The 23714-nt window shown below is 72.8% G+C and carries 22 protein-coding genes; 10 read left to right on the top strand and 12 right to left on the bottom strand.

The genetic code is table 11. The features are described 5' to 3' along the window. Positions 1-15: 15 nt before the first annotated feature. The 3 genes from AC3RKB_RS08620 to AC3RKB_RS08610 all read left to right on the top strand — a co-directional run bounded on the left by AC3RKB_RS08620 (position 16) and on the right by AC3RKB_RS08610 (position 3014). Complete coding sequence (locus AC3RKB_RS08620; RefSeq protein ID WP_491435678.1) at positions 16-1497, top strand: ABC transporter permease; 1482 nt, start codon at positions 16-18, stop codon at positions 1495-1497. A gap of 59 nt (positions 1498-1556) precedes the next feature. Further along, complete coding sequence (locus AC3RKB_RS08615; RefSeq protein ID WP_491435677.1) at positions 1557-2228, top strand: ABC transporter ATP-binding protein; 672 nt, start codon at positions 1557-1559, stop codon at positions 2226-2228. Positions 2229-2342: 114 nt separating this feature from the next. Then, on the top strand, positions 2343-3014 hold the full coding sequence (locus AC3RKB_RS08610) for a DUF2652 domain-containing protein (protein ID WP_491435676.1): 672 nt from the start codon (positions 2343-2345) through the stop codon (positions 3012-3014). An 84-nt stretch (positions 3015-3098) separates the two neighbouring features. On the opposite strand, the gene AC3RKB_RS08605 is transcribed toward AC3RKB_RS08610, so the two are convergent. The 11 genes from AC3RKB_RS08605 to AC3RKB_RS08555 all read right to left on the bottom strand — a co-directional run bounded on the left by AC3RKB_RS08605 (position 3099) and on the right by AC3RKB_RS08555 (position 14648). After that, entirely contained in the window at positions 3099-4118 is a 1020-nt protein-coding gene (locus AC3RKB_RS08605; protein ID WP_491435675.1) for a sugar phosphate isomerase/epimerase family protein, read from the bottom strand. Next, complete coding sequence (locus tag AC3RKB_RS08600; protein WP_491435674.1) at positions 4115-5554, bottom strand: alkaline phosphatase family protein; 1440 nt, start codon at positions 5552-5554, stop codon at positions 4115-4117. Before AC3RKB_RS08600 ends, AC3RKB_RS08605 begins: the two co-directional genes overlap by 4 nt. Next, positions 5551-6675, bottom strand: coding sequence for a metabolite traffic protein EboE (eboE, locus tag AC3RKB_RS08595; protein ID WP_491435673.1), 1125 nt, complete (start codon positions 6673-6675; stop codon positions 5551-5553). The genes AC3RKB_RS08600 and eboE overlap by 4 nt, the downstream gene beginning before the upstream one ends. Further along, positions 6675-7577 carry a TatD family hydrolase gene (locus AC3RKB_RS08590; RefSeq protein WP_491435672.1) on the bottom strand — a complete coding sequence of 301 codons (903 nt, stop codon included), beginning with the start codon at positions 7575-7577 and terminating at the stop codon, positions 6675-6677. The genes eboE and AC3RKB_RS08590 overlap by 1 nt, the downstream gene beginning before the upstream one ends. Position 7578: 1 nt before the next feature. Beyond that, the gene (locus AC3RKB_RS08585; RefSeq protein WP_491435671.1) at positions 7579-8022 is read right to left on the bottom strand and encodes an EboA domain-containing protein; all 444 of its coding nucleotides are present in this window, start codon (positions 8020-8022) and stop codon (positions 7579-7581) included. A 5-nt stretch (positions 8023-8027) separates the two neighbouring features. Continuing rightward, positions 8028-8894, bottom strand: a complete 867-nt coding sequence (locus tag AC3RKB_RS08580; RefSeq protein WP_491435670.1) for a sugar phosphate isomerase/epimerase family protein — start codon at positions 8892-8894, stop codon at positions 8028-8030. Further along, the gene (locus AC3RKB_RS08575; RefSeq protein ID WP_491435669.1) at positions 8891-9757 is read right to left on the bottom strand and encodes an SCO3242 family prenyltransferase; all 867 of its coding nucleotides are present in this window, start codon (positions 9755-9757) and stop codon (positions 8891-8893) included. The genes AC3RKB_RS08580 and AC3RKB_RS08575 overlap by 4 nt, the downstream gene beginning before the upstream one ends. Positions 9758-9759: 2 nt before the next feature. Next, positions 9760-10941: an inositol-3-phosphate synthase gene (locus AC3RKB_RS08570; RefSeq protein ID WP_491435668.1), complete on the bottom strand. Its 1182-nt coding sequence runs from the start codon at positions 10939-10941 to the stop codon at positions 9760-9762. A gap of 145 nt (positions 10942-11086) precedes the next feature. After that, positions 11087-12265 carry a polyprenyl synthetase family protein gene (locus AC3RKB_RS08565; protein ID WP_491435667.1) on the bottom strand — a complete coding sequence of 393 codons (1179 nt, stop codon included), beginning with the start codon at positions 12263-12265 and terminating at the stop codon, positions 11087-11089. A gap of 61 nt (positions 12266-12326) precedes the next feature. Further along, entirely contained in the window at positions 12327-13523 is a 1197-nt protein-coding gene (locus AC3RKB_RS08560; protein WP_491435666.1) for a Gfo/Idh/MocA family protein, read from the bottom strand. A gap of 78 nt (positions 13524-13601) precedes the next feature. Then, a complete protein-coding gene (locus AC3RKB_RS08555; protein ID WP_491435665.1) occupies positions 13602-14648 on the bottom strand; it encodes a substrate-binding domain-containing protein in 1047 nt (348 codons plus the stop codon). Between the two features lie 294 nt (positions 14649-14942). Here AC3RKB_RS08555 and AC3RKB_RS08550 point away from each other — a divergent pair, with 294 nt between their 5' ends. The 5 genes from AC3RKB_RS08550 to AC3RKB_RS08530 all read left to right on the top strand — a co-directional run bounded on the left by AC3RKB_RS08550 (position 14943) and on the right by AC3RKB_RS08530 (position 20376). After that, positions 14943-16427: a sugar ABC transporter ATP-binding protein gene (locus tag AC3RKB_RS08550; RefSeq protein WP_491435664.1), complete on the top strand. Its 1485-nt coding sequence runs from the start codon at positions 14943-14945 to the stop codon at positions 16425-16427. Between the two features lie 83 nt (positions 16428-16510). Next, on the top strand, positions 16511-17470 hold the full coding sequence (locus AC3RKB_RS08545) for an ABC transporter permease (protein ID WP_491436788.1): 960 nt from the start codon (positions 16511-16513) through the stop codon (positions 17468-17470). 86 nt (positions 17471-17556) lie between these two features. After that, positions 17557-18792: an ROK family transcriptional regulator gene (locus AC3RKB_RS08540; protein ID WP_491435663.1), complete on the top strand. Its 1236-nt coding sequence runs from the start codon at positions 17557-17559 to the stop codon at positions 18790-18792. Between the two features lie 55 nt (positions 18793-18847). Next, the gene (locus tag AC3RKB_RS08535) at positions 18848-19573 is read left to right on the top strand and encodes a YqaJ viral recombinase family protein (RefSeq protein WP_491435662.1); all 726 of its coding nucleotides are present in this window, start codon (positions 18848-18850) and stop codon (positions 19571-19573) included. Continuing rightward, a complete protein-coding gene (locus tag AC3RKB_RS08530) occupies positions 19570-20376 on the top strand; it encodes an alpha/beta fold hydrolase domain-containing protein (protein WP_491435661.1) in 807 nt (268 codons plus the stop codon). The genes AC3RKB_RS08535 and AC3RKB_RS08530 overlap by 4 nt, the downstream gene beginning before the upstream one ends. Here AC3RKB_RS08530 and AC3RKB_RS08525 read toward each other — a convergent pair. Then, positions 20363-21100, bottom strand: coding sequence for a Pr6Pr family membrane protein (locus AC3RKB_RS08525; protein WP_491435660.1), 738 nt, complete (start codon positions 21098-21100; stop codon positions 20363-20365). The genes AC3RKB_RS08530 and AC3RKB_RS08525 overlap by 14 nt on opposite strands. Positions 21101-21173: 73 nt before the next feature. On the opposite strand from AC3RKB_RS08525, the gene AC3RKB_RS08520 reads away from it, so the two are divergent. Next, positions 21174-22148: an NADP-dependent oxidoreductase gene (locus AC3RKB_RS08520; protein WP_491435659.1), complete on the top strand. Its 975-nt coding sequence runs from the start codon at positions 21174-21176 to the stop codon at positions 22146-22148. A 70-nt stretch (positions 22149-22218) separates the two neighbouring features. Continuing rightward, entirely contained in the window at positions 22219-23595 is a 1377-nt protein-coding gene (locus tag AC3RKB_RS08515) for a cryptochrome/photolyase family protein (protein ID WP_491435658.1), read from the top strand. The last annotated feature ends 119 nt before the right edge of the window (positions 23596-23714 follow it).

The following is a 23714-nucleotide window of genomic DNA, read 5'->3' as shown; positions in this document are numbered from 1 at the left end:
CCCGAGGATCCCACCATGTTCTTCACCTACCTCCGGCGCGAGCTCGCCGGGCGCCGCAGGCAGACCGCGATCGTCGCGGTCGGGATGGCGCTCGCGATCGCGCTCGTCATGATCGTGAACTCCGTGTCGGCCGGCGTGCGCGACGCGCAGGCCGCCGTGCTCGAGTCCGTGTACGGCGTGGGCACCGACCTGACCGTCTCGCAGGCCGCGGCCGCGCCCTCCGAGGGCGAGGATCCGGGCGGCGGCGTGCGCTTCGAGTTCGGCCAGGACGACGGCGCGACCGGCGCCGACGGCACGACCACCGAGCTCAGCAACTCGCGACTCACCGCGGGTCCGGGCGCGACGACCTTCGACGCGTCGGCGCTCGACACGGTGCAGGACGTCGACGGCGTCGCCGCGGCATCCGCGACCCTGAGCCTGAACAACGTCACCTTCGACGGCGAGCTGCCCCAGGCACCCTCGGGCGATGCGACGGCGGGCGGCGACGCCACGATGCCCGCGCCCGGCGAGGGCGAGGCCGGCGGCGGCTTCCGCGGCGGCGCGTTCGACGTCTCGAGCACGACCGTGACGGGCATCGACCCCGCGGCCGACGCGGTCGGCCCGCTCAGCTCCGTCGAACTCGTCGACGGCCGCACGCTCGACGCCGACGACGCCGGCCAGAACGTCGTGGTGCTCGACTCCGATTACGCCACCAACGAGGGCCTCGCGGTCGGGGGCACGATCGACCTCGGTGGCACCGAGTTCGAGATCGTCGGCACGGTCGCCTCGACGTCGGCGGATGCCACGACCGCGTCGAACGCGTACATCCCGCTCGACGTGGCCCAGTCGCTCTCGGGCCTCGAGGGCCAGGTGTCCGACATCGCCGTGCAGGCCGAGTCGGCCGAGGTCATCTCCGACGTGAAGAGCGACCTCGAGACCGCACTGCCCGACCAGGAGGTCAGCACCCAGGAGGACCTCGCCGCGTCGGTCTCGGGCTCGCTCGGCAGCGCGAGCCAGCTGATCTCGAGCCTCGGCGTGTGGCTCTCGATCGCAGTGCTGGCGGCCGCGTTCCTCATCGCCATCCTGTTCACGATCCAGGGCGTCACGCGCCGCACGCGCGAGTTCGGCACGCTCAAGGCGATCGGCTGGTCCAATCGCCGCATCACCGGCCAGGTCGCGGGCGAGTCGCTCGTGCAGGGCCTGATCGGCGGCGCGGCGGGGCTCGCGCTCGGATTCGCGGGCATCGCGATCGTGAACGCGGTCGCGCCGACGCTGGCCACGACCTCGACGCCGGACGCCACCGCGGCCGCAGGCCCGATGGGCGGCGGGTTCACCGGTGGAGGCAACCCGTTCGACACCGCGCAGGCCAGCGAGGTCGTGCTGAGCGCGCCGGTAACGGTGAGCGTCGTCGCCCTCGCGGTCGGCCTCGCGGTGGTCGGCGGCCTCCTCGCCGGTGCGATTGGCGGATGGCGCGCCAGCCTGCTGCGCCCCGCCGAGGCGCTGCGCAGCGTCGCGTAACGGATGCCGCGGCATCCGCTCGCCCCCTCATCGACCCGCACCACGGAAGGAACCACCCCATGTACACCCTCGAGAACGTCTCGAAGACCTACCGGCAGAAGGAGCGCCAGGTCACGGCGCTGAAGGACGTGAGCCTGACCATCCCCACGGGTCAGCTCGTCGCCATCCAGGGCCCCACCGGCGGCGGCAAGTCGACGCTGCTGCAGCTGCTCGGCGCGCTCGACCGGCCCACCTCGGGCCGCGTCTCGCTCGGCGAGGCCGACCTGTCGGGCATGCCCGACGCGTTGCTCGGCGGCATCCGGGCCCGCGAGATCGGGTTCGTCTTCCAGGGCTTCAACCTCATCCCGACGCTCACGGCGCAGGAGAACGTCGAGACGGCGCTCGAGCCGCTCGGCGTGCCCGCCGAGGAGCGACGCTCGCGGGCGACCGCCGCACTGGAGTCGGTCGGCCTCGGCGACCGCGCCCTCCACGTGCCCAGCGAGCTCTCGGGCGGCCAGCAGCAGCGCGTGGCGATCGCCCGCGCGCTGGTCAAGGAGCCCGAGGTGCTCCTCGCCGACGAGCCCACCGGCAACCTCGACGAGCAGACCCGCGACGAGATCATGGACCTCCTCAAGGGCCTCTGGCGCGATCGCGGGCTCACGCTCGTGATCGTCACGCACGACTCCGCCGTCGCGAGGCGCGCGGAGCGGCGGCTGCACCTCACGCACGGAACGGTGACCGAGCGGGCGTAGCCGCCGAGCGGATGTCGCGGGCACGCCCTCCGCCCGCGGCATCCGCTCGCCCTTCCTTCACCGGCGGCCCACTGCGACGTAGACTCGCCCCGAACGCCGCAGGTCAGGGGAACCATGGAGCTCGCAGCATCGACGATGACGGACGCGCCGGCCGGCGACCGATACCTCCTCATCGCGGACATCTCGGGCTACAGCACGTTCCTGTCCAGCGTCGAGGAGGCGCACGGCGTCGACTTCAGCCAGGGCATCCCGATCGCGTACTCGCTGCTCGCCGAGTTGCTCGACAGCGTCACGACGGGTGTGTCACCCGAGTTCGCACTCGTCAAGCTCGAAGGCGACGCCGTCTTCGCGTGCGCGCCGGCGTCAACACTCGACGGCGAGCGCGACCGCGTGCTCGATCGGCTCGCGACGATGTACGCGGGGTTCCTCGCCGCTCGGAAGCGCGCGACGCCCGGACCAGAGCACGACTGCACCGCGTGCCCGAACGTGGCCTACCTCGACCTCAAGGTGATCCTGCATCGCGGGCTCTGCGTACGGCAGAGCGTCGGCGGCGGCAGCGACCTGCTCGGTCCCGCTGTGACCGTCGCGCACCGCCTGCTCAAGAACGGGATCCGCGACCGGATCGGCTACCGGCCGTACCTCTTCGTCACGGATGCCGCGGCGACCGGGCTCGGCCTCTCCGGCGTCGGCCTCGCCCACCGGGAGCAGTACCCCGACACCGGCGAGGTGCCCGGGTCGATCCTCGACCTCCGCGCACCCCTCGCGCCGCTCCTGCCGGTGGCGTAGCGCCGGGCACGCCGAATCCCGGGTTCTCGCGGGTGGACCCGCTCGAACCCGGGCTTCGGCGCAGGACGGGCGCGCGCCCGCCCGCTACTGGTTGGAGAAGGCGGCGTCGAACGACGCCGTCGGCCGCGGCCAGATGAGCGAGCGCACGAACTCGAGCGCCTGCGGGCCGCCGTGCAGGCGGTCCATGCCGGCGTCCTCCCACTCGACCGAGATCGGACCGGTGTAGCCGATCGCGTCGAGGGCGCGGAACGCGTCCTCCCACGGCACGTCGCCGTGCCCGGTCGAGACGAAGTCCCAGCCGCGGCGCGGGTCGCCCCACGGCAGGTGCGAGCCGAGGATCCCCGACCGGCTGTTCGCCGTGCGGATGCGGGTGTCCTTGCAGTCGACGTGGTAGATCCGGTCCTGGAAGTCCCAGATGAAGCCCACGGGGTCGACGCCCTGCCACATCATGTGGCTCGGATCCCAGTTGAATCCGAACGCGGGGCGACGGTCGATGGCCTCGAGCGTGCGCACGCTGGTCCAGTGGTCGTACGCGATCTCGGACGGGTGCACCTCGTGCGCGAACCGGACGCCCTCGTCGTCGAACACGTCGAGGATCGGGTTCCAGCGGTTCGCGAAGTCCTCGTAGCCGGCGTCGATGACCGATGCGGGCACGGGCGGGAACATCGCGACGTACTGCCAGATCTTCGACCCCGTGAACCCGACCACCGTGTCGACCCCGAGTTTGCGGGCCACGCGCGCGGTGCGCTTCAGGTCCTCCGCGGCGCGCTGGCGCACGCCCTCGGCGTCGCCGTCGCCCCACGTGTAGGGCCTGACGATCGCCTGGTGGCGGAAGTCGATCGGGTCGTCGCACACCGCCTGGCCGGTGAGGTGGTTGGAGATCGCGTAGACCTTCAGGTCGTATCGCTTCAGGAGCTCGAGCTTCTCCTTCAGGTAGCCGGGCTCCTCATCGGCGAGCTTGGTGTCGAGGTGGTCGCCGCCGACGCCGATCTCGAGGCCGTCGTAGCCCCACTCGGAGGCGAGGCGCGCGACCTCCTCGAACGGCAGGTCGGCCCACTGGCCGGTGAACAGCGTGACGGGATGCGTCGCGGGGGTGTCGGTCATGCTCGGATCCTTTCGTGGGGGTCGGACATCGTGGCGGCATCGCCGAGGCCCTGCCACCGGAGGACGAGGTCGCGCACCTCGGTCGCGTGCACGCGGTCGCCGGCCCCGTCGAGGAAGCGCGGGTCGGAGGCGAGGAGGAGCGGAGTGTCGGCCCTCGAGTCGGGCAGCCGGCCGTGCGTGCCGCGCACGCACGACGGGTCGAGCGGCACGGTGCTCATCGCGTACCGCAGGCCGAGCTTCTTGCGCACGAGGTTGCCCCCGGCCTTCGCCTTGGCGAGCGTGTCGGCCGGGTCGAAGAACAGCTCGGCCGGGTCGTAGCCGGGCTTGCGATGGATGTCGACGCCGCGAGCGTACTCGGGCGCCCGGTCGTCGTCGAGCCAGAAGTAGTACGTGAACCACGCGCCGGGCTCGGCGACGACGACGAGCTCGCCGGAGCGCGCGTGGTCGAGCCCGTAGCGGGCCTGCGCCTCGCGGTCGAGCACCTCGTCGACGCCGTCGAGGTCGCGGAGGATCGCCGCCACGCGCGACACGTCGGCGGGATCGGCGACGTACACGTGCGCGACCTGGTGGTCGGCGACCGCGAACGCACGCGAGGTCCAGGGGTCGAGCTGCTCGCGCCCGTCCTGCACGTAGACCTCCAGGAGGCCCTCGCGGCGCAACGCCCGGTTGACGTCGACCGGGCGATCGGCCGCGGCGATGCCGTACTCGGCGAGCGCGACGACCGTCACGTCGTGCGCCTCGGCCTCGTCGAGCAGCGGGGTCATCGCCGCGTCGAGGTCGGCGGCCGCCCGCGCGGCCTCGGGCCCGTCGGGCCCGAACCGTTGGAGGTCGTAGTCGAGGTGGGGCAGGTAGGCCATCGTGAGGTCGGGCGCGCCGGGCTGCGCGAGCACGCGTCGGGTGGCGTCCACGATCCACTTCGTCGAGCGGATCGACGCGGTCGGCCCCCAGTACTGGAACAGCGGGAACTCGCCGAGTTCCTCGCGCAGCTCGTCGTGCAGGCGCGGCGGGCGGGCGTAGAAGTCGGGCGACTTGCGGCCGTCGGCGTGGTAGATCGGCCGCGGCGTGACGGTGAGGTCGGTCGTGGCGCCCATGGCGTACCACCAGCCGAGGTTCGCGCTCGTGTAGTCGCCGCCGCGGCGCCGTCGCGCGGTCTCCCAGAGCTTCTCGCCGCGCACCAGCCGGTTGTGCTGGCGCCACAGCAGCACGTCGCCGAGGCCGCGGAAGTACCATCCGTTGCCCACGATGCCGTGGCTCGAGGGCATCGTCCCCGTCAGCACCGACGACTGCACCGAGCAGGTGACGGCGGGCAGCACAGTGCCGAGCTCGGCGCGGCCGCCGGCGCGCGCCATCCGGTTCAGGCGCGGCATGTGACGCAGCGCGTCGGCGGTCAGGCCGACGACGTCGAGGAGCAGCACCTTCGGGGTCGACGCGCTCATGCCGGCTGCTCCGCCCGCTCGAGCAGCTCGGTCGCGGCCCAGCGCAGCTCGGCGGCGATGCCGCCGACGAGGTCGACCGACGGGCCGGGCAGCACCGACCACGTGTAGGTTTCGACGTCGACGTGCAGCTCGTCGACGGGTTGCACGGTGCGCACCGCGGCGAGCGCGGCGCGCAGCACCCCCGTCGTCGACGAGAGCGGCGCCTCGGGCGCGAGGTGCAGCGGCACGTGGAAGTGCACGCGCCACGGCGCCGTCGCGGGCAGCTCGTCGAGCGCCTCGGGGAGGTCGTCGACGCGGATGACGCCGCCGGCGGCGTCCTCGCGGACCTGGTGCAGGTAGCGGTCCTCCGCGTACGCCTCGACCGCCCGGCGCGCCTCGGGGTCGTCGGGTCGTTCGACGTGCAGCGCGGCCGACGCCTGCACCTTCACGACGCGGAGGCCCGCGTCGGCGATGCGCGCGACCGCCGCCCCGGGGTCGGCGAACGAGACGGCGAGGTGGCACGTGTCGAGGCAGACGCCGATGTGGTCGAGGTCGATGCGATCGCGGTGCGAGTCGAGCCACGCGACGACGTCGTCGACGTCGTCGAGCGCGCAGCCCGGCTCGGGCTCGACGGCCAGGCGGATGGCATGGCCCGTCTCGGCGCGGATCGCCCGCAGCTCCGCGCCGAGCTCGGCCAGGGCAGCGGTCGCCGCACGGTCGGCCTCGTCGTCCCAGCCGTCACGCCAGCCGAGCGGCAGAGTCGAGATGCTTCCGTCGGCGCCGGGCGGCAGCAGTGCGGCGAGCACGCGCGCCGCGTCGATCGTGAACTCCAGGCGCGCCGGGTCGGTCCAGTCGGGCCGGTACACGTCGAGCTTGACGACCTCGGCGTGGAAGGCCTCGTACGGGAACGCGTTCAGGGTGCGCACCTCGAGACCGTTCCGGTCGAGCGCGGCGCGCAGGCGCTCGAGTGCGGCGGGCTCGGTCGCGAGGCGCGCGGCCAGCGGCGCGGGCAGCCAGAGCCCGACGCCGAGCGTCTCCAGCGCCGCGGCGAGCCGGGCGGGCCCGGCGTACGCCTCGAGCTGCCGGATCACCCCGTCGAGATCCTCGGCCGGGTGCACGTTGGTGCAGTACGAGAGGTGCATCAGCGCGCCGCCCCGGGCACGGCGGGCGCCGCGACATCCGCCGCGCCGCGCAGGATCGAGTTGCCCGAGAACAGCTCGGGCTCGCTCGCGAGGTCGAAGCCGGGCAGCGGCGAGAGATCGAGCCGCCCGCTCTGGGCGAAGAAGGCCACCGGGTTCTGCCAGAGCACGGTGTCGACGTCGGCGGTCTCGAAGCCGGCGTCGAGCATGGCTGCGCCGGTCTTCGCGGTGAGCAGCGGGTCGGAACGGCCCCAGTCGGCCGCCGAGTTCACGAGCACGCGATCGGTGCCGAACCGCTGGAGCAGCGCGACCATGCGGTGCGGGTCCATCTTGGTGTCGGGGTAGATCGAGAAGCCCATCCAGGCGCCGCTCTCCTTCACCATCTCGATCGTGACCTCGTTGAGGTGGTCGAGCACCACGAGCTCGGGCGCGATGCCCGAGTGCGCGATCACCTCGAGCGTGCGCCGGGTGCCGTGCTTCTTGTCGCGGTGCGGCGTGTGCACGATCACGGGCAGGCCGTGCTCGATCGCGAGCGCGAGGTGCGCCTCGAGCACCTCGTCCTCCTCGGGCGTCATCGAGTCGTAGCCGGTCTCCCCGATGGCGACGACGGACTCGCGGCGCAGGAACCGGGGCAGCTCGGCCATGACCTCGCGACAGCGCGGGTCGTTGGCCTCCTTCGGGTTCAGCGCGAGCGCGCAGTGGTGGCGGATGCCGAACTGCGACGCGCGGAACCGCTCCCACCCGGTGAGGGCGTCGAAGTAGTCGACGTACGAGCCGACGTTCGTGCGCGGCTGGCCGAGCCAGAACGACGGCTCGACGAGCGCCCGCACGCCGGCCGCGTACATGGCCTCGTAGTCGTCGGTCGTGCGGGAGGTCATGTGGATGTGCGGGTCGAAGATGCGCATGTCAGCGGCCTTCCTGTCGTGGTGCGTCGGTCGCCGGCAGGAGCGACCGCAGGTCGTCGGGCACGGTGCGGCCCGCGGCCTCCCGTTCCTCGGCGAGGTCTTCCGCCATGCGCGCGAGCTCGGCGTCGGTGCGCTCGTCGAGCCCGGCGACGACCGAGAGCGGCACGCCCATGAAGACGAGCTTCACGACGCCGTGCCGCCAGTCGTGGTCGGGGAGGTGGCGGCCGGCGAACGCGCCCATCGCCGCGGCCACCAGCCGCGGGTCGTTCGCGCGCAGGGCGTCGCGCACGAGCCCGATGCCGGTCCCGCGCCGCGGCTCGTCGACCGGGCCCGTCTCGGCGAGCGCGTTGAGCGCGTCGAGCACCCGGATGCGCTCCTCGGTGTCGCCGTCGCGGTAGCGCTCGCCGATGTCGTCGGTGCCACGCGATTCGTCCGTGCCGTTCATGCCGCTCACCCGATCCTCTCGATGACGTCGTTCATGCGCGCGATGCTCTCCGCGGCGATGCGCGGCGCCGCGTGCGAGTGCCGCGGCAGCTCGACCGCCGCCACGCCCGTGTAGCCGAGCTCGGCGAGCGTGCGGAACGCCAGGTCGAGGTCGACGCTGCCGGCGCCGAGCTCGAGGTGCTCGTGCGCGTGCGGCAGCATGTCGTCGACCTGCACGTTGACGAGCAGCTCGCCCGCGGCGCGGAGCGCGCCGTCGACGCCGTAGGGCTCGACGACCACGCAGTGCCCGAGGTCGACGGTGATGCCGAGCTCGGGCGGGTCGCCGAGCTCCGCCCTGAGCCGCAGCGCATCCGCGACCGTCTCGACGAGCATGCCCGGCTCGGGCTCTAACCCCAGGCGCACCCCCTCCGTGCGGGCCGCGGCAACGACCCGGTGCAGGTTGGCCACGAGGCGCCGCCACGCGACATCCGGATCGGCCCCTTCGGGCAGCACGCCCGACCACAGCGACACGCACTCGGCGTCGAGCACGCGCGCGATCTCGATCGCCCGGACGAGGAACGCGACCCGCGCGGCGGCGTCGGGGTCGTCGTCGAGCAGGTTCGGCCGGTGCTTGCGCGCCGGGTCGAGCACGTACCGTGCGCCGGTCTCGACGACGACGCGCAGGCCCCGCCGTTCGAGCTCGCCGCGGAGTGCGATGGCGCGGTCGAGCCATCCGTCGCCGAATGCGTCGAAGTGCGGATGGCCCAGCGTCAGTGCGACGGCACGGTAGCCGTTCGACTGCAGCAGGTCGAGCGCGTCGTCGAGCGGATGGTCGGCGAGGCCGTTCGTGCCGTAGCCGAGCAGCGGCCGCGGGAGCGCGGAGGTCCCGCTCACGTGATGTCACGCCCCTTCGCGCCGCGTCGGGCCAGGAGCGCCGCCACCGCGTCGATCGCGAGCAGCACGAGCGCGTCGACGGGCCGCCCCGCGCGCGCGGTCAGCGCGGCCTGCAGCGGGACCATCGCGAGGATGCCGCGCCGGGTGGCGGTGCGCACCACGGGCGCGGTCGGCGTCGACATGGCCTCGACCTGGGCGCGCAGGGTCGGCACCGCGAAGCGCGCGGCGGCGGCCACCGAGACGAGCCCGGCGGCGGTCGGCTCGGGACGTACCGCGGAGGCGGCGGCCGCGATCGTCGTGAGCGACGCGGCGGCTGCCGTGACCGGACGCGTGCCGTGCACCTCGCCGCGCGCGAGCGCCGTGACGCTCGCGGTGTGGCCCGCCATCACGAGCGCGGGACGCAGCGCGTCGGCCGCCCGGTCTCGGCCCGCGCCGAGCAGCACGTCGAGGCCGCGGCAGGCGCCCATCACGACCGGTCCCACCCAGCCGTGCTTGGCGACGAGGTCGTAGGTCCAGATGGATGCCGCGAGCGGGACCGCGACGGCGAGCGAGCTCCGCCCGCCGGTGAGGCCGGCCACGGCGACGCCGGCGACCGTCAGCGCGCCGGCGACCACGAACGCCGACCTCCGCGAGATCTTCCCCGACGGGATCGGACGCTCGGGCCGCTCGACGCGGTCGAGCTCGGCGTCGGCGGCGTCGTTGAGCGCCATCCCGCCCCAGTAGAGCAGGACCGACGCGACGGGCAGGCCGAGCCGTGGCAGCAGGCCCGTGCGACCCGTGGCGGCCATGCCGGCCGTCGCGTCGCCGAGCACCGTGAGGCCGGCGGGCGCCCGGACGAGCTGGAGGAAGGTGGACGCGTCCACCGTCAGGCCACCTGCGCCGAGGTCCTCCGCACCGCGGTCCGCAGCGCCCACGAGACGAGCTCGTCGGCCTGGCGTGCGAAGGCGTGCTCGTCGCTGCCCCATGGGTCCTTGAAGAAGTAGCCGAGCTCGGCGATCGGGCCTGACAGGCCGGCCTCGTCGGCGAGCGCGAGCAGGCGGGCGAGGTCGATCACGAGCGGCGCGGCGAGCGTCGAGTCGAAGGCGGTCCACGTGGTCTGGAGCGTGATGCGGGTGTCGAGGAAGCCCTCGGCGTGCACGTGGTCCCACGCCGTCTTGACGTCGCCGAGGTCGGGCACGTTGTCGATGTGCAGGGGCGTGACCACGTCGTGGCCGAGCAGGTCGTGCAGGCCGCGGTTCTTCGAGGCGAGCTTCGACTCGACGGCCGCGGGGTCGGCGAGCGTGGCGCCGTCGCCGCCGCCGAGCAGGTTCGCACCGGCCCACGACATCACGCGCATGCCGCGCGACGAGAACATGGGCGCGAGCACCGTGCGCAGCAGGGTCTCGCCGGTCTTGCCGTCCTGTCCGGCGATCGGCACGCCCGCCTCGAGGGCGAGGTCGTGCAGCGCCGGGATGCCGAGCGAGATCGACGGGGTGAAGCACACGTACGGCGCGCCGGCCTCGGCCACCGCCGCGAGCGCCGAGAGCGTGCTCGACGGGAGCAGCTCGACGCCCTCGGTGGCGAGGGCGGCCGCGAGCGCGTCGCGGTCGTGGAACTCAGGACGATCGGCGGGCAGCGGCTCGGTCGACGCGACGTCGATCACGATGACGCGGCGGAGGCCGTGGCGCTCGCGGAAGGAGCGGATGTCGTCGGCGCGGAGCTCGATCTCGCGCTGCTGCGAGCCGCGCGCGCGGCGCGGGATGACGCGGATCTCGGCGTCGGCGGCCTCGAGACGCGACGCGACCGCCTCGACCGTGGCGGCCGGGATCATGCCGCCGGCCGCGAGCCGGCGGGCCCGGTCGAGGAGGGGCGTGTCGTCGACGTCGTGCCCGCCGACGACGAAGTCGTCGAATTCGGGCAGCGGCACGCCCTCGAACGCGGGGCCGGCCGTGACCAGGCCGACCGGTCGGGCGACGCCCTCGGCGAGAGCCGCCAGGCCGATCGCGGCCGTCGTCGCGACGCTGCCGCGCGCGCCCACGAACCAGACTCCCGTACGTCCTTCGTTCATCGTCGAACCACTCCGTTCCCGTGTGCACCGTTGCGCCGGGCGTGCGCACTGAGGCTCGCCCGCTCCGACGTTATCGGAGGTTGCATCCTTGGTCAATCAGAAGTCGAATGCTCTGCGCGTTAACTTGCGCAATCATCGACTGAAGTCATGCCTCACGGCCCGGAACACCCCGGGCGATGACGCGGAGGTAGGCGTCGAGCGCATCCGTCAGGCCCGCTCCGTCGAGCGCCCCCGCCGCCGCGGCGGCGTGCCGTACGATCAGTCCGCGATGCCGCTCGAGTGCGCCCGACTCGCGCATGACCTCCCGCACGCGCTCGACGGCCTCGTCCGACAGGTCGGCCCGGCCGACCTCGCGCTCGAGCAACTCGCGCGCCTCGGGCGTCGCCCCCTCGAGCGCGAGCTGCAGCAGGCGGGTCCGCTTGCCGCCGCGCACGTCGGAGCTGATGGACTTGCCCGTGCGCTCCGGATCGCCGAAGACCGCCAGCTCGTCGTCCTTCAGCTGGTACGCGACGCCCAGGTGGCGGCCGTACTCCGAGAGCGCGGCCAGCACCGCACCGTCGGCGCGCCCGGATGCCACGGCGCCCAGCCGCAGCGGCAGGATCACGCTGTACCCCGCGGTCTTGAGCTCGGCCATGCGGATCGGCAGCGCGCGGACCGGCGGCAGCTGCTCGCTCCGGACGTCCATGAGCTCCCCCGCGATCGCCGCGTCGAGCGACGAGAGGAGCTCGAGCACCAGCGCGACCCTGGTCTCGGCCGAGACCGGCGTGCCGGCGAGCAGGCGGACGCTCGCGCTGATCGCGAGATCGCCGGCGAGCAGGGCGGCGGAGGTCGCCTGGCGGTCGGCGACACCGTCACCGGCGCCGGCCGACGCCCACGCGGCCCGCACGCTGCCCACGACGTTGAGGCGGCCGTGCCGCCGGTCGTCGCCGTCGATCAGGTCGTCGTGGACGCACAGTCCGACGTGCAGCAGTTGGACCGCGGCGCCGAGCGCGTCCCACACCTCGGGTGCGTCGCCGCCCATGCCGAGGTACGCGGCGATCGCGAGCCGCGCGCGCAGTTGCTTGCCGCCGCCCTGTGCGGCGAGCAGGTCGATGAGCTCGCGCGGTTCGGGGTCGGAGCCCGCCGCGGAGGCGGCGAGGGAACGCCATGCGCCGGCGACTGCGGCCGACGTGCGCGCGACGGCCAGGCCGACCCGTTCGACGAGCTCGGCCGCGGCATCCGCCGGCCCAGTCCGGGGCGACCCGCACGGTGCGCCGCCCGGCGTTCCCGCCATCGGATCGTCGTGCGGCGTCGAGACGGCGTACGCCCGCTCCTGCAGCGACATGGTCCTCTCCTCTCCGCCCGGCGCATCGTCGCACCGGGCCGAACGGCGTGGACGGCCGAGGTCAGTCGGTCGCGCCCACGACGCCGACCCACGCGCCGTCCGTGGCCGAGCTGTGCCCGACCGCATCGAGCACGCGCTGCACGTGCAGCCCGTCGGCGAACGAGGGCCGCGGCGAGGTGCCTCCGGCGATCGCGTCCACGAAGTCCTTCGCCTGGTTGGCGAAGCCGTGCTCGTAGCCGAGCATGTGCCCCGCGGGCCACCAGGCGTCGAGCCACGGGTGGCCGGGCTCGGTCACGATGATGGTCTTGAAGCCCTGCTCGACGGCGGGCTCGGTCGCGTCGTAGAACTCGAGCGCGTTGAGGTTCTCGAGGTCGAAGGCGATTGCGCCCTTCGAGCCCGACACCTCGACCCGCAGCGAGTTCTTGCGCCCGGTCGCCATGCGCGAGGCCTCGAACGTACCGAGGGCGCCGGAGGCGAACCGGCCTCGGAACAGCGCGACATCGTCGACCGTGACCTCGCCGTACTCGGTGGCCGGGCCGACCGAGGCGGACCCGGCGATCGCGCCGGAGCTGGAGGACGAGGCGAGCGGACGCTGCCGCACGAAGGTCTCGAGCACACCCGAGACCTCGCTGAGCCGCAGGCCGGTCATGTACTCGGCGATGTCGACCGCGTGCGCCCCGATGTCGCCGAGCGCTCCCGAGCCGGCGCGGTCCTTCTCCAGGCGCCACGTCATCGGCGCGTCGGGGTCGACCAGCCAGTCCTGGAGGTACGAGGCGCGGACGTGCCGCACCTCGCCGATCCGGCCGTCGGCGATGAGCTTCCGCGCGAACGCGGTCGCCGGCACCCGCCGGTAGGTGAAGCCGAGCATCGAGCGGACGCCGCGGGCCGAGGCCAGTTCGGCCGCCCGGGTCATCGCCTCCGCCTCGGCCGTCGTGTTGGCCAGCGGCTTCTCGCAGAGCACGTGCTTGCCGGCCTCGAGCGCGGCGATCGCGATCTCGGCGTGGCTGTCGCCCGGGGTGACGATGTCCACGACGTCGATGTCGTCGCGCTCGACGACCTCGCGCCAGTCGATCGAGGTCTCGTGCCAGCCCCACTTCTCGGCCGCCGCGGCGACGTGCGCCGGACGCCGTCCGACCAGGACCTCCATCGACGGCTGGACCGGGAGGTCGAAGAACCTCGGAGCCACGCGCCATCCCTGCGAGTGGGCGGCGCCCATGAAGCCGTTGCCCACCATCGCGACGCGAAGTCGTTCACCCATGCGGATCGAAGCCGCCTTTCTGTGTAGGGGAGGCCGAGGCCGGGCGCCCGGAGCGGACGCCCGGCCTCGGTGTTCGGCTCAGGACTCGAACGCGAACTCGATGTACTCGTCGACGTTGTCGGCCGTGACGACGGGCGCGTCGAGCACGATCCGGTTCGGGACGCTCGGCGTGTAGAGGTCGCTCATCGTCTTGCCCTGTGCGATCAGTCGCGCGAGCGCGATGCCGTCGGCGGCCTGGGTCGACGGGTAGATGACCGTGGCCTCGAGCACCGAGTCGCCCGACTCGATCGCCCGCATCGCGTTCGCGCTGCCGGCGCCACCGACCATGAAGAACTCGTCGCGACCTGCGGCCTCGATGGCGGCGAGCACGCCGACGCCCTGGTCGTCGTCGTGGTTCCAGATCGCGTCGATCTCAGGCGCCGCCGAGAGCAGCTGCGAGGTCACGGCCTCGCCGCCCTGGATGGTGAAGTCCGCGGCGACGCGGTTGGAGACCTCGAGGCCGCAGTCCTCGAGGGCGTCGGCGAAGCCCTGCGAGCGGTCCTGCGTGAGCGGCAGGGAGTCGATGCCGGCGATCTCGGCGACCACCGCGTCATCCTGCCCCTCGAGGCGCTCGCAGATGTACGTGCCCGCGGACACGCCCATTCCGTAGTTGTCGCCGAGGATCGTGGTGCGAGCGGCGAAGGGGCTCGAGAACTCGCGGTCGACGTTGATGACCGGGATGCCGGCCTCCATCGCCTGGGTCGCGACCTCGGTCAGCGCCGCACCGTCGGTGGGCAGCAGCACGATGGCGTCGACGCCGTCGTTGATGAAGGTCTCGACCTGGCTGATCTGGAGGTTGGCGTCGTTCGTGCCCTCCGCCACCCGCAGCTCGACGTCGTCGTAGCTCTCGGCCGCGGCGAGCGCGGCCGAGTTGATCGCACCGAGCCAGCCGTGGTCGGCGGCGGGGCCGGAGAAGCCGATGACGACGGTGTCGCCCGAGGCCGAGTTCTCTTCCGCGGAGTTCTGGTTCTCGGTGACGCTCGACTCGGCGCCGCCCGCGGTGCAGCCGGCGAGCAGGCCGGCGACCGCGAGCGAGGCTCCGGCCATGACGAAGGCGCGGGCACGTGACGTGCGCTTGACGCTCATTGTGGTTGTCCTCTCGTTGGGTGTGACGCAGGGCCGCCAGGTGGACTTCTTCCACCCGAGTGCGACCACACCCGACGGAGTCCACGTTGACGTTCGGCGAGCGTAGCAGAAGATCCCCGTTCCTGCGCAACTTATGCTTGGTAATCGTCAAAAGTTCGTCGCCCTGTACTGGCGGGGATTGCGGTGGGAACGTGCAGGCGAGGAAACTCGTCGCAAGATGAGACTTGCTTCGGCGCTCGTTCCGGTTATGATTTCCAAGTGATCAAAGACGACCATTCTCCGGCATTACTCCGAATGAGCGGCATCTCGAAGAGCTTCGCGGGCGTCCACGCCCTGAAAGGCGTCGACCTCGAGATCGCCGCGGGCGAGGTGCACTGCATCCTCGGACAGAACGGCGCGGGCAAGTCGACGCTGATCAAGACGCTCGCCGGCGCCCACACCCCCGACGACGGCACCATCTTCTGGAACGGCGAGGAGGTGAACCTCTCCTCCCCGCAGGACGCGATCGAGCTCGGCATCGCGACGATGTACCAGGAACTCGACGTCGTCGACGGACTCTCGATCGCCGAGAACATCTTCCTGGGGCACGAACTCTCCGTCGGCGGCCTGCTGCGCACCGGCGAGGCGAACTCGCGCACCCGCGCGCTGCTCAAGCGTCTCGGCCATGCGAACCTCTCGCCCACCCGCGAGGTCGGCACGCTGAGCGCGGCGAACAAGCAGATCGTCAGCATGGCGCGGGCCCTCAGCCACGACACGAAGCTCATCATCATGGACGAGCCGTCGGCGGTCCTCGACAGCGAGGAGGTGAAGAACCTCTTCCGCGTGGTCCGCGAGCTCACGGCCGACGGCATCGCCGTCGTCTACATCACGCACCGCCTCGAGGAGATCCGCGAGATCGGCGACCGCATCACCGTCCTGAAGGACGGGCGGAGCACGGCGAACGGCCTGCCCGTCGCGGGCACGCCCACCTCCGAGCTGATCCGGCTGATGACCGGCCGCGAGGTGGCGAACGTGTTCCCGCCCGCGACGCCGGTCGAGCCATCCGCCCCCGTCAAGCTCGAGGTCAGCGGGCTGAGCCTCGACGACGTCTTCCACGACATCAGCTTCAGTGTCCGCGCGGGCGAGATCATCGGGCTCGCCGGCCTCGTCGGCTCGGGTCGCTCCGAGATCCTCGAGACCGTCTACGGGGCGCGGCGCTCGAGCGCCGGCACCGTGAAGGTGAACGGTCGCGAGCTCAAGCGCGGTTCCGTGCGCGACGCGGTCCGGTCGGGCGTCGGGCTCTCCCCCGAGGAGCGCAAGAGCCAGGGGCTCCTACTCGACGAGCCCATCTATCAGAACGTCACGCTCGCCTCCTTCGCGCGATACGCCCGGGGCGGCTTCGTCAACGAGCGCGCCGAGCGCCGCGTCGCACAGGAGCAGATCTCGGCCCTGCAGCTGCGGCCGGCCGACCCCGACCGCGCCGCTCGCACGCTCTCCGGCGGCAACCAGCAGAAGATCCTGCTGGCCCGCTGGCTCGTCAACCGCACCTCGGTGCTGCTCCTCGACGAGCCCACGCGCGGCGTCGACGTGGGCGCGCGCGCCGAGATCTACGCCCTCATCCGCAAGCTCGCGGCGAACGGCGACGCCGTCGTCATCGTCTCGAGCGAGATCGAAGAAGTCCTCGGCCTGGCCGACACGGTCCTCGTCATCGCCGACGGCCGCGTGCTCAGCACGGTGAAGGCAGACCAGATCGACGAGCACCAGGTGCTCGACCTCATCATGGAAGGAACCGCCGCGTGAGCGAGCAGCAGCAGACCATCTCCCCCGCCGAGACCGAACCGGCCACGACGCAGCCGACCGAGCGGAAGTTCTCCGCGAAGTCGCTGCTCAGCGGCTCGGTCGGCCGCAACCTCGGCCTGATCCTCGCCCTCGCGGCCCTGTTCGTCGTGGGCGCGATCACGGCGGGCGACCGCTTCACCAACATCGACAACATCCTGGTGATCCTTCGCCTGGCCTCGATCATCGGCGTGATCTCGATCGGCATGACCTTCGTGATCATCGGCGGCGGCATCGACCTGTCGGTCGGCTCGGTCATGGGTCTCGCGTCGGTCGTGGCGACCCTGTCGGCCGTCCAGGCGGCCGCCGAGAACTCGACCTGGCTCGTCATGGTCTTCGTCGCGCTCGCCGTCGGCCTCGCCGCGGGCTTCATCAACGGGATCGTGATCGCGTACGGCAAGGTCGTCGCCTTCATGGCCACGCTCGCCATGCTCGTCGCGGCGCGCGGACTCGCCGAGATCCTCGCCAACCGCACGACCCAGGTCGTGCGCATCCCCGAGTTCATCGAGTTCATGAACTCCGACCTGATCGGCGTGGACATGCTTATCTGGATCTTCGTGCTCGTCGCCGCCGCCGGGTGGATCCTGCTGAACCGCACGACCTTCGGCCGCCGCACGATCGCGATCGGCGGCAACCGCGAGGCCGCGCGCCTCGCGGGCCTCGCGGTGCGTCGGCACACCATCTACCTCTACGCGCTCGCGGGCCTGACCGCCGGCATCGCCGCCGTCATGATCCTCGGCCGCACCACGGCCGGCACCTCGACGCACGGCACCCTGTACGAGCTCGACGCGATCGCCGCGGTCGTGGTCGGCGGCACGCTCCTCGCGGGCGGTCGCGGCACCATCACGGGCACGGTGTTCGGCGTGCTCATCTTCGCCACGCTCACCAACGTGTTCACGCAGAACAACCTCTCCACCTCGGTCCAGGCCGTCGCCAAGGGCGTCATCATCGTGATCGCCGTGCTGCTCCAGCAGCGCTTCTCGGGTCAGGGGTCCCGCTCGCAGTAGCACCCCCTCCAATTGGGGCACCACGCCGCGGCGTGGTGCATGCGAAGCCATGCGAGTTATGACATGAGGTATGGGAGAATCATCGGATGACTGACGTAAGTGCGGGCGGGTCTCGCCCACACGTGAACGCGCTGGGTTCGACCGCGATGAGCGATCTGTTCCAGATCCTCCGCGACGGCCAGCCGCGCACGCGAAGCGAGCTCGCTGCGATCACCGGGCTCGCCCGCACGACCGTCGCGATGCGGATCGACGCGCTGACCGGGCTCGGCCTGGTCGGCCCGGTCGGCGAGGCCGCATCGACGGGCGGCCGCCCGTCGTCGCTGTTCGCCATCACCGCGAGCGGTCGGTACGTGATCGGCGTCGACATCGGCGCATCCCACGTCCGGGTCGCGCTCAGCGACATCACCGGACGCGTGCTCGAGGAGACGAACTCGGTCATCGCCGTGTCGGAGGGTCCCCGCGTCGTGCTCGACGCGGCCGTCGCGTCCGCCCGCGAGCTCATCGAGCGCGCCGGCCGTCGCACCGAGGACCTGCTCGCGATCGGCGTCGGCGTGCCCGGCCCGGTCGAGTTCAGCTCGGGCCGGCCGATCAACCCCCCGATCATGCCCGGCTGGGACCGCTTCGACGTGGCCGGCTGGATCCGCCAGGAGCTCGACGTGCCCGTGCTCGTCGACAACGACGTGAACATCATGGCGCTCGGCGAGAGGGAGCACGCCTGGCCCGACGTCGACCACCTGCTCTTCGTGAAGATCGCGACCGGCATCGGCGCGGGCGTCATCTCGGGCGGCTTCCTCCAGCGCGGCGCCCAGGGCACCGCGGGCGACATCGGGCACGTGTACGTCTCGCGCGGCGCCGAGATCGCGTGCACCTGCGGCAACTTCGGCTGCCTCGAGGCGCTCGCCTCGGGCAGCGCGATCGCGCGGGCCCTCACCGCCGCCGGCATGCCGGCGAAGAACTCGCGCGACGTCGTCGACCTCGTCAAGAACGGCAACGTCAACGCCATCCAGGCCGTGCGCCAGGCCGGGCGCGACATCGGCGAGGTGCTCACGACCTGCGTGAGCCTCATGAACCCGTCGGTCATCGTGCTCGGCGGTGCGATGGCCGAGGCCGGCGAGCACCTCATCGCGGGCGTCCGCGAGGTCGTCTACCGGCGGTCGATGCCGCTCGCGACCGAGGCCCTGCACATCACCCTGTCCCAGACGGGGGCGGATGCCGCGGTCCTGGGCGCCACGATGCTGGCGATCCACCACTCCCTCTCGCCGGCCAACATCGAGGCGATGATCGCCGCGTCGTCGGCCGGGCTCATGCACGCGGTCAAGTAGCGCCGCGCGTCCGTCGCGACCGCCCGCCGGGGGCGGTCGGCGGTAGCGTATGGGGGTGACCGACACGCCGTTCGCGCTCTTCGACCTCGAGTCGTTCGCGCCGCGCGTCGCCTCGGCACTCAGCGAGCCGTCGCACCCGCACGAACGCCGCATCGTGGCCGATTCCGGCGACCGGGTGGCGTGGCTGCGCGCCCGCTCGCGAGGGGTCACGGCGACGGATGCCGCGAAGCTCGCGTCCGCCGCATCCGTGCGGGCCGCCGCCAACGAGAAGCTGTACGGCACGCCGGGCCGCGGGTTCGGCGGCAGCCGCTACACCGACCACGGACGTGAGCGCGAACCCGTGATCGCGGCATGGGTGCAGCACGAGCACGGCATCGCGCCGTCGAGCCTGCTGTTCCACGCCGAGCGCGACGAGCGCCACCTCGCGACCCCCGACGGCCTCCGCGTCGCCGGTGGCGGCGCCGTGGAGCTGTGCGAGATCAAGACCACGTCGAAGGCGTGGCGCGGCATCCCCCGCGGGTACCTGCGGCAGGTGTGGTGGCAGCAGTACGTGCTCGGCGCCGAGCGCACCCTCGTGGTCTGGGAGCAGCACGACGGGTTCGTGCCCGTCGCCGAGCCGGAGTGCCGGTGGGTCGACCGCGACGAGAACCAGATCGCCCAGCTCGTCCGGCTCGCCGACCTGCTGCTCGAGGCGATCCGGCCGCAGCCCGACGCCCCCGAGCCGGTCGGCTACCGCGACTCGCCCGGCCGCTCGTTCTACCGCCCGGGGCCGCTCGCGTGAGGTTCGTGCTCCTGCACGGCCTCGGCGCCGACCGGAGCCAGCCCGTCGGGCTGTTCGGGCCCGTGATCGCCGGGCTCGGCGTGCCGGCCGCGTCGATCGCGGCGCCCGACGTGCGGGCGCACGGTGCGTCCGGCATCGTCGGCGACCCGGCGGACTTCGCGCTCGACCGGCTCGCGCGCGAGGTCGCGACGGCCGCCGGAGACGAGCTCGCGCGCGCGGGCGGCGACGCGGCGGCATCCGCTCGACCCGATTCGCCCGTCACCCTGATCGGCATCTCGATGGGCGCGGCCCTCGCCCTGCGGATCTGCCTGCTCGGCCTCCTGCCCGTCGAGCGCGCGGTGTTCGTGCGGCCCGCGTTCGGCGACCGGTCGCTGCCCGCGAACCTGCGGCCGTTCCCGGTCATCGGCGAGCTGCTGCGCGAACTCGGTCCGGTCGGGGGCGCAGAGCGGTTCCGGCACACCGAGCCGTACCTCCGCGTCGCGCACGAGTCACCGGCGGGCGGGCGGGGCCTCCTCGCCCAGTTCAGGGCGACGGATGCCGCGCGCCGGGCGATCCGGCTCGTCGAGATCCCGCGCAACCGCGCGTTCGCGCACGACGCCGAGCTCGCAACGCTCGCGAGTCGCGACATCCGCTCGCTCGTGGTCGGCGCGCCCCGCGACCCCGTGCACCCGTTCGCGCTCGCGGAGCGCTGGGCGGCGGGGCTCGGCGCGCCGCTCGAGCGCGTCCCGCCGCGCGACGACGGGCAGCCCGCGCAGGAGGCCGCGATGCGCGCGGCCGTCGGCGGCTGGCTCAGCCGGCCCTGACGCGCACGTCGGCGTCGCCCCCGCCGCCGTGATCGCCGGGGCTACCCGCGTCACGGGCGTCGCGGCCCGCGACCGGCGCCGCCGGCTCCGATTCGACCTCGTGCGGCCACGGCGTGCGGCTGAGCGCGAGCACGCCCGCCCCGACGAGCAGGATGAACGCCGCGATCGCGACGACGTACACCGCGACCCCGCCGTACCCCGCCTCCTGCGCGGGATTGAGGAACGGGTACGGGTACCAGCCGATGAGCGCGCCGCGGACGAGCGAGTACGCCGCCCATGCCAGCGGGAACAGCGCGATGGTCCAGAGCCGCGGCCACGGGATGCGGTGCCGCCCGGGTGCCAGCACCCAGTCGGCGACCACGTAGAGCGGCGCCCACACGTGCAGGATCTCGTTCGACCACGGCACGGTCGTGGCCTGGTCGAGCGAGATCTCGCGCAGCAGCAGGTTGTAGACCACGAACGTGGTCGACATGTAGGTCACCGCGCACGCGCGGACGAGGTTGAACCACGGCGGGTCGTCGCGCCGGGTGAACGCGATCCACGCCCCGGCGAGCAGCACGAGCGCGGTGAGCGCGTTCGAGAGGATCGTGAAGTAGCTGAAGAAGTTCACGACGAATGCCGCCCGGTCGGGCACCATCGACCAGCTCACGACGAACTGGCCGACGATCGCCGCGAACACCGCGCCGGCCGCGAGGATCCTGAGCACTCCGAACAGTGCGCGCATGCGACATCCCCTCTCGACGCAGCGGTGCTCGCAGCCTAACCTGCCCCAGAATGGACGCACGGGAGGCGAGCGGATGGCGGAGGCGATGCGGGCACTGGTGGTCGACGCGACGGGTGACGATGCGCAGCTGCGCCTGGGCGAGGTGCCCCGGCCGATCCGGGTGAGCGACGAGGTGCTCGTGCGCGTCGTGGCCGCGGGCGTCAACCCGATCGACCGCAAGACGAAGCTCGGTCGCGGCGTGTCCGCCGCGATCCCGTCGTTCCCGGCGGTGCTCGGGCAGGACTTCGCCGGCGTCGTCGAGCAGGTGCCCTACGCCGCGCACCCACTGCAGGTCGGCGATCGCGTGTACGGCATGGGACGCGTGCCGCGCACCTCGGGCAGCTATGCCGAGTTCGTGACCGTCTCGTCCCTGAGCATCGCGCCGATGCCGGCCGCGATCGGGTTCGTCGAGGCGGCCGCCGTGCCATGCGCCGCCCTCACCGCGTGGGGTGCGGTCGTCGATGTCGCCCGCGCGCACGACGGCCAGCGGATGCTGGTGCACGCCGGCGCCGGCGGCGTGGGCCACTTCGCCGTGCAGCTCGCGAGCTACTTCGGCGCCCACGTGACCGCGACCGGCTCGCCTCGGAACGCCGAGTTCCTCGCCTCGCTCGGCGCGGATCGCGTGATCGACTACACGAGCGAGCGCTTCGAGGACGTGCTCGACGAGCAGGACGTGGTGATCGACCTCGTCGGCAACGTCGCGGATGACACGGGCACGCGCTCGCTCCGGGTGCTGCGCCGAGGCGGGCTCGTCGTGAACGTGCCCACCGGCTCGTGGCCGACGATGGCCGAGGAGGCCGCCGCCGCGGGCATCCGGGCGACGGGCTACTCGGTGGCGCCCGACGCGCGCACGCTCGCCGTGATCTCGCGGCTCATCGACGACGGCTCGATCCGCGTGCACGTCGACGGCGAGTTCCCGCTCGAGGAGGGCGAGGCCGCGCACCGCCGGCTCGGCGAGGGGCACGTGCGCGGCAAGCTCGTGCTGCGCGTCGCGCCCGATCCGGCGTGATCGGGGGTGCGCGGCCGATCGGCAGGCAACCCACAGGCCGGGCGTCGGATGGCTCGGCTAGCGTGACGGCATGAACGCCGCGCCGTCGATCGTCTGGTTCCGCGACGACCTGCGCGTGGGCGACCACCCCGCATTGCACGCGGCGGTCGAGCGCGGCGAGCCGATCGTCGCGGTGTTCGTGCTCGACGAGGAGTCGCCGGGCATCCGCCCGCTCGGCGGGGCCGCGAAGTGGTGGCTGCACCACTCGCTGGACTCGCTCGCCGGCGACGTGCGCGAGCGCGGCGTGAAGCTCGTGCTCCGGCGCGGAGAGGCCGGCCGGGTCATCCGTTCGCTCGTCGACGAGGTCGGCGCGGGCGCCGCGTACTGGAACCGCCGCTACGGCGGCGCCGAGCGCGAGGTCGACACCGCACTCAAGTCCGAGCTGCGCGACGCGGGCCTCGAGGTCGAGAGCTTCGCCGGGTCGCTGCTGTTCGAGCCCTGGACGATCCGGACCGGGTCGGACACCCCGTTCTCGGTGTTCACCCCGTTCTGGAAGGCGTGCCTCGGGGCCGACGAGCCGCGGCATCCACTGCCCGCGCCGTCCGACCTCGACGGGTTCGGCGGGCCCTCGGGTCGCGGTGCGGCCAGCGACGACCTCGCCGACTGGAACCTGCTGCCGACCGCGCCCGATTGGGCCGGGGGCCTCCGCGAGACCTGGGAACCCGGCGAGGCGGCCGCGCACCGGCGGCTGCGCGAGTTCCTGCGCGACGACCTCGCCGACTACGCGACCGGCCGCGACCGCATGGACCGGCAGGTCACGAGCCGGCTCTCACCGCGGCTGCGCTGGGGCGAGCTGAGCCCCCACCAGGTCTGGCATGCGACCCGCGAGCGGGCAGCCGGCACCGAGGGCGCGCGCAAGTTCCTCTCCGAGGTCGGATGGCGCGAGTTCGCGTGGCACGTGCTGTTCCACTTCCCCGACCTCGCGACGAAGAACTGGCGGGCGGAGTTCGATGCGTTCCCGTGGCCCCGGCTCCACCCGTCGGCGCTCACCGCCTGGGAGCGCGGCCGCACGGGCGTGCCGGTCGTCGATGCCGGCATGCGGGAGCTGTGGCACACGGGCGTTCTGCACAACCGCGTGCGCATGATCGCGGCGTCGTTCCTCACCAAGAACCTGCTCATCGACTGGCGGCGCGGCGAGCAGTGGTTCTGGGACACGCTCGTCGACGCCGACCACGCGTCGAACCCGTTCGGGTGGCAGTGGGTCGCGGGGTCGGGGGCCGACGCGGCACCGTACTTCCGCGTGTTCAACCCCGAGCTGCAGCGCGAGAAGTTCGATCCCAGCGGCGCGTACGTCGGCAGGTGGGTGCCCGAGGCCGGCACCGACGACTACCCCGAGCCGATCGTCGACCTGAAGCAGACGCGCGAGGCGGCACTGGCGGCGTACGAGCAGGTGAAGGCCGCCCGATAGGCCAGGGCATCGCCGGCCGCGGGCGCCCGTCAGCTCGCCGGCAACGCCCGGCCCCGTTCCGGGCGGGACCTGTCCGGAGTGTGCCGACGTCACCGCCGCAAACGGCACGTCACACTCAA

The sequence above is a fragment of the Agromyces capsici genome (assembly GCF_058349965.1).
This window is presented reverse-complemented; position numbering and strand designations above follow the sequence as displayed.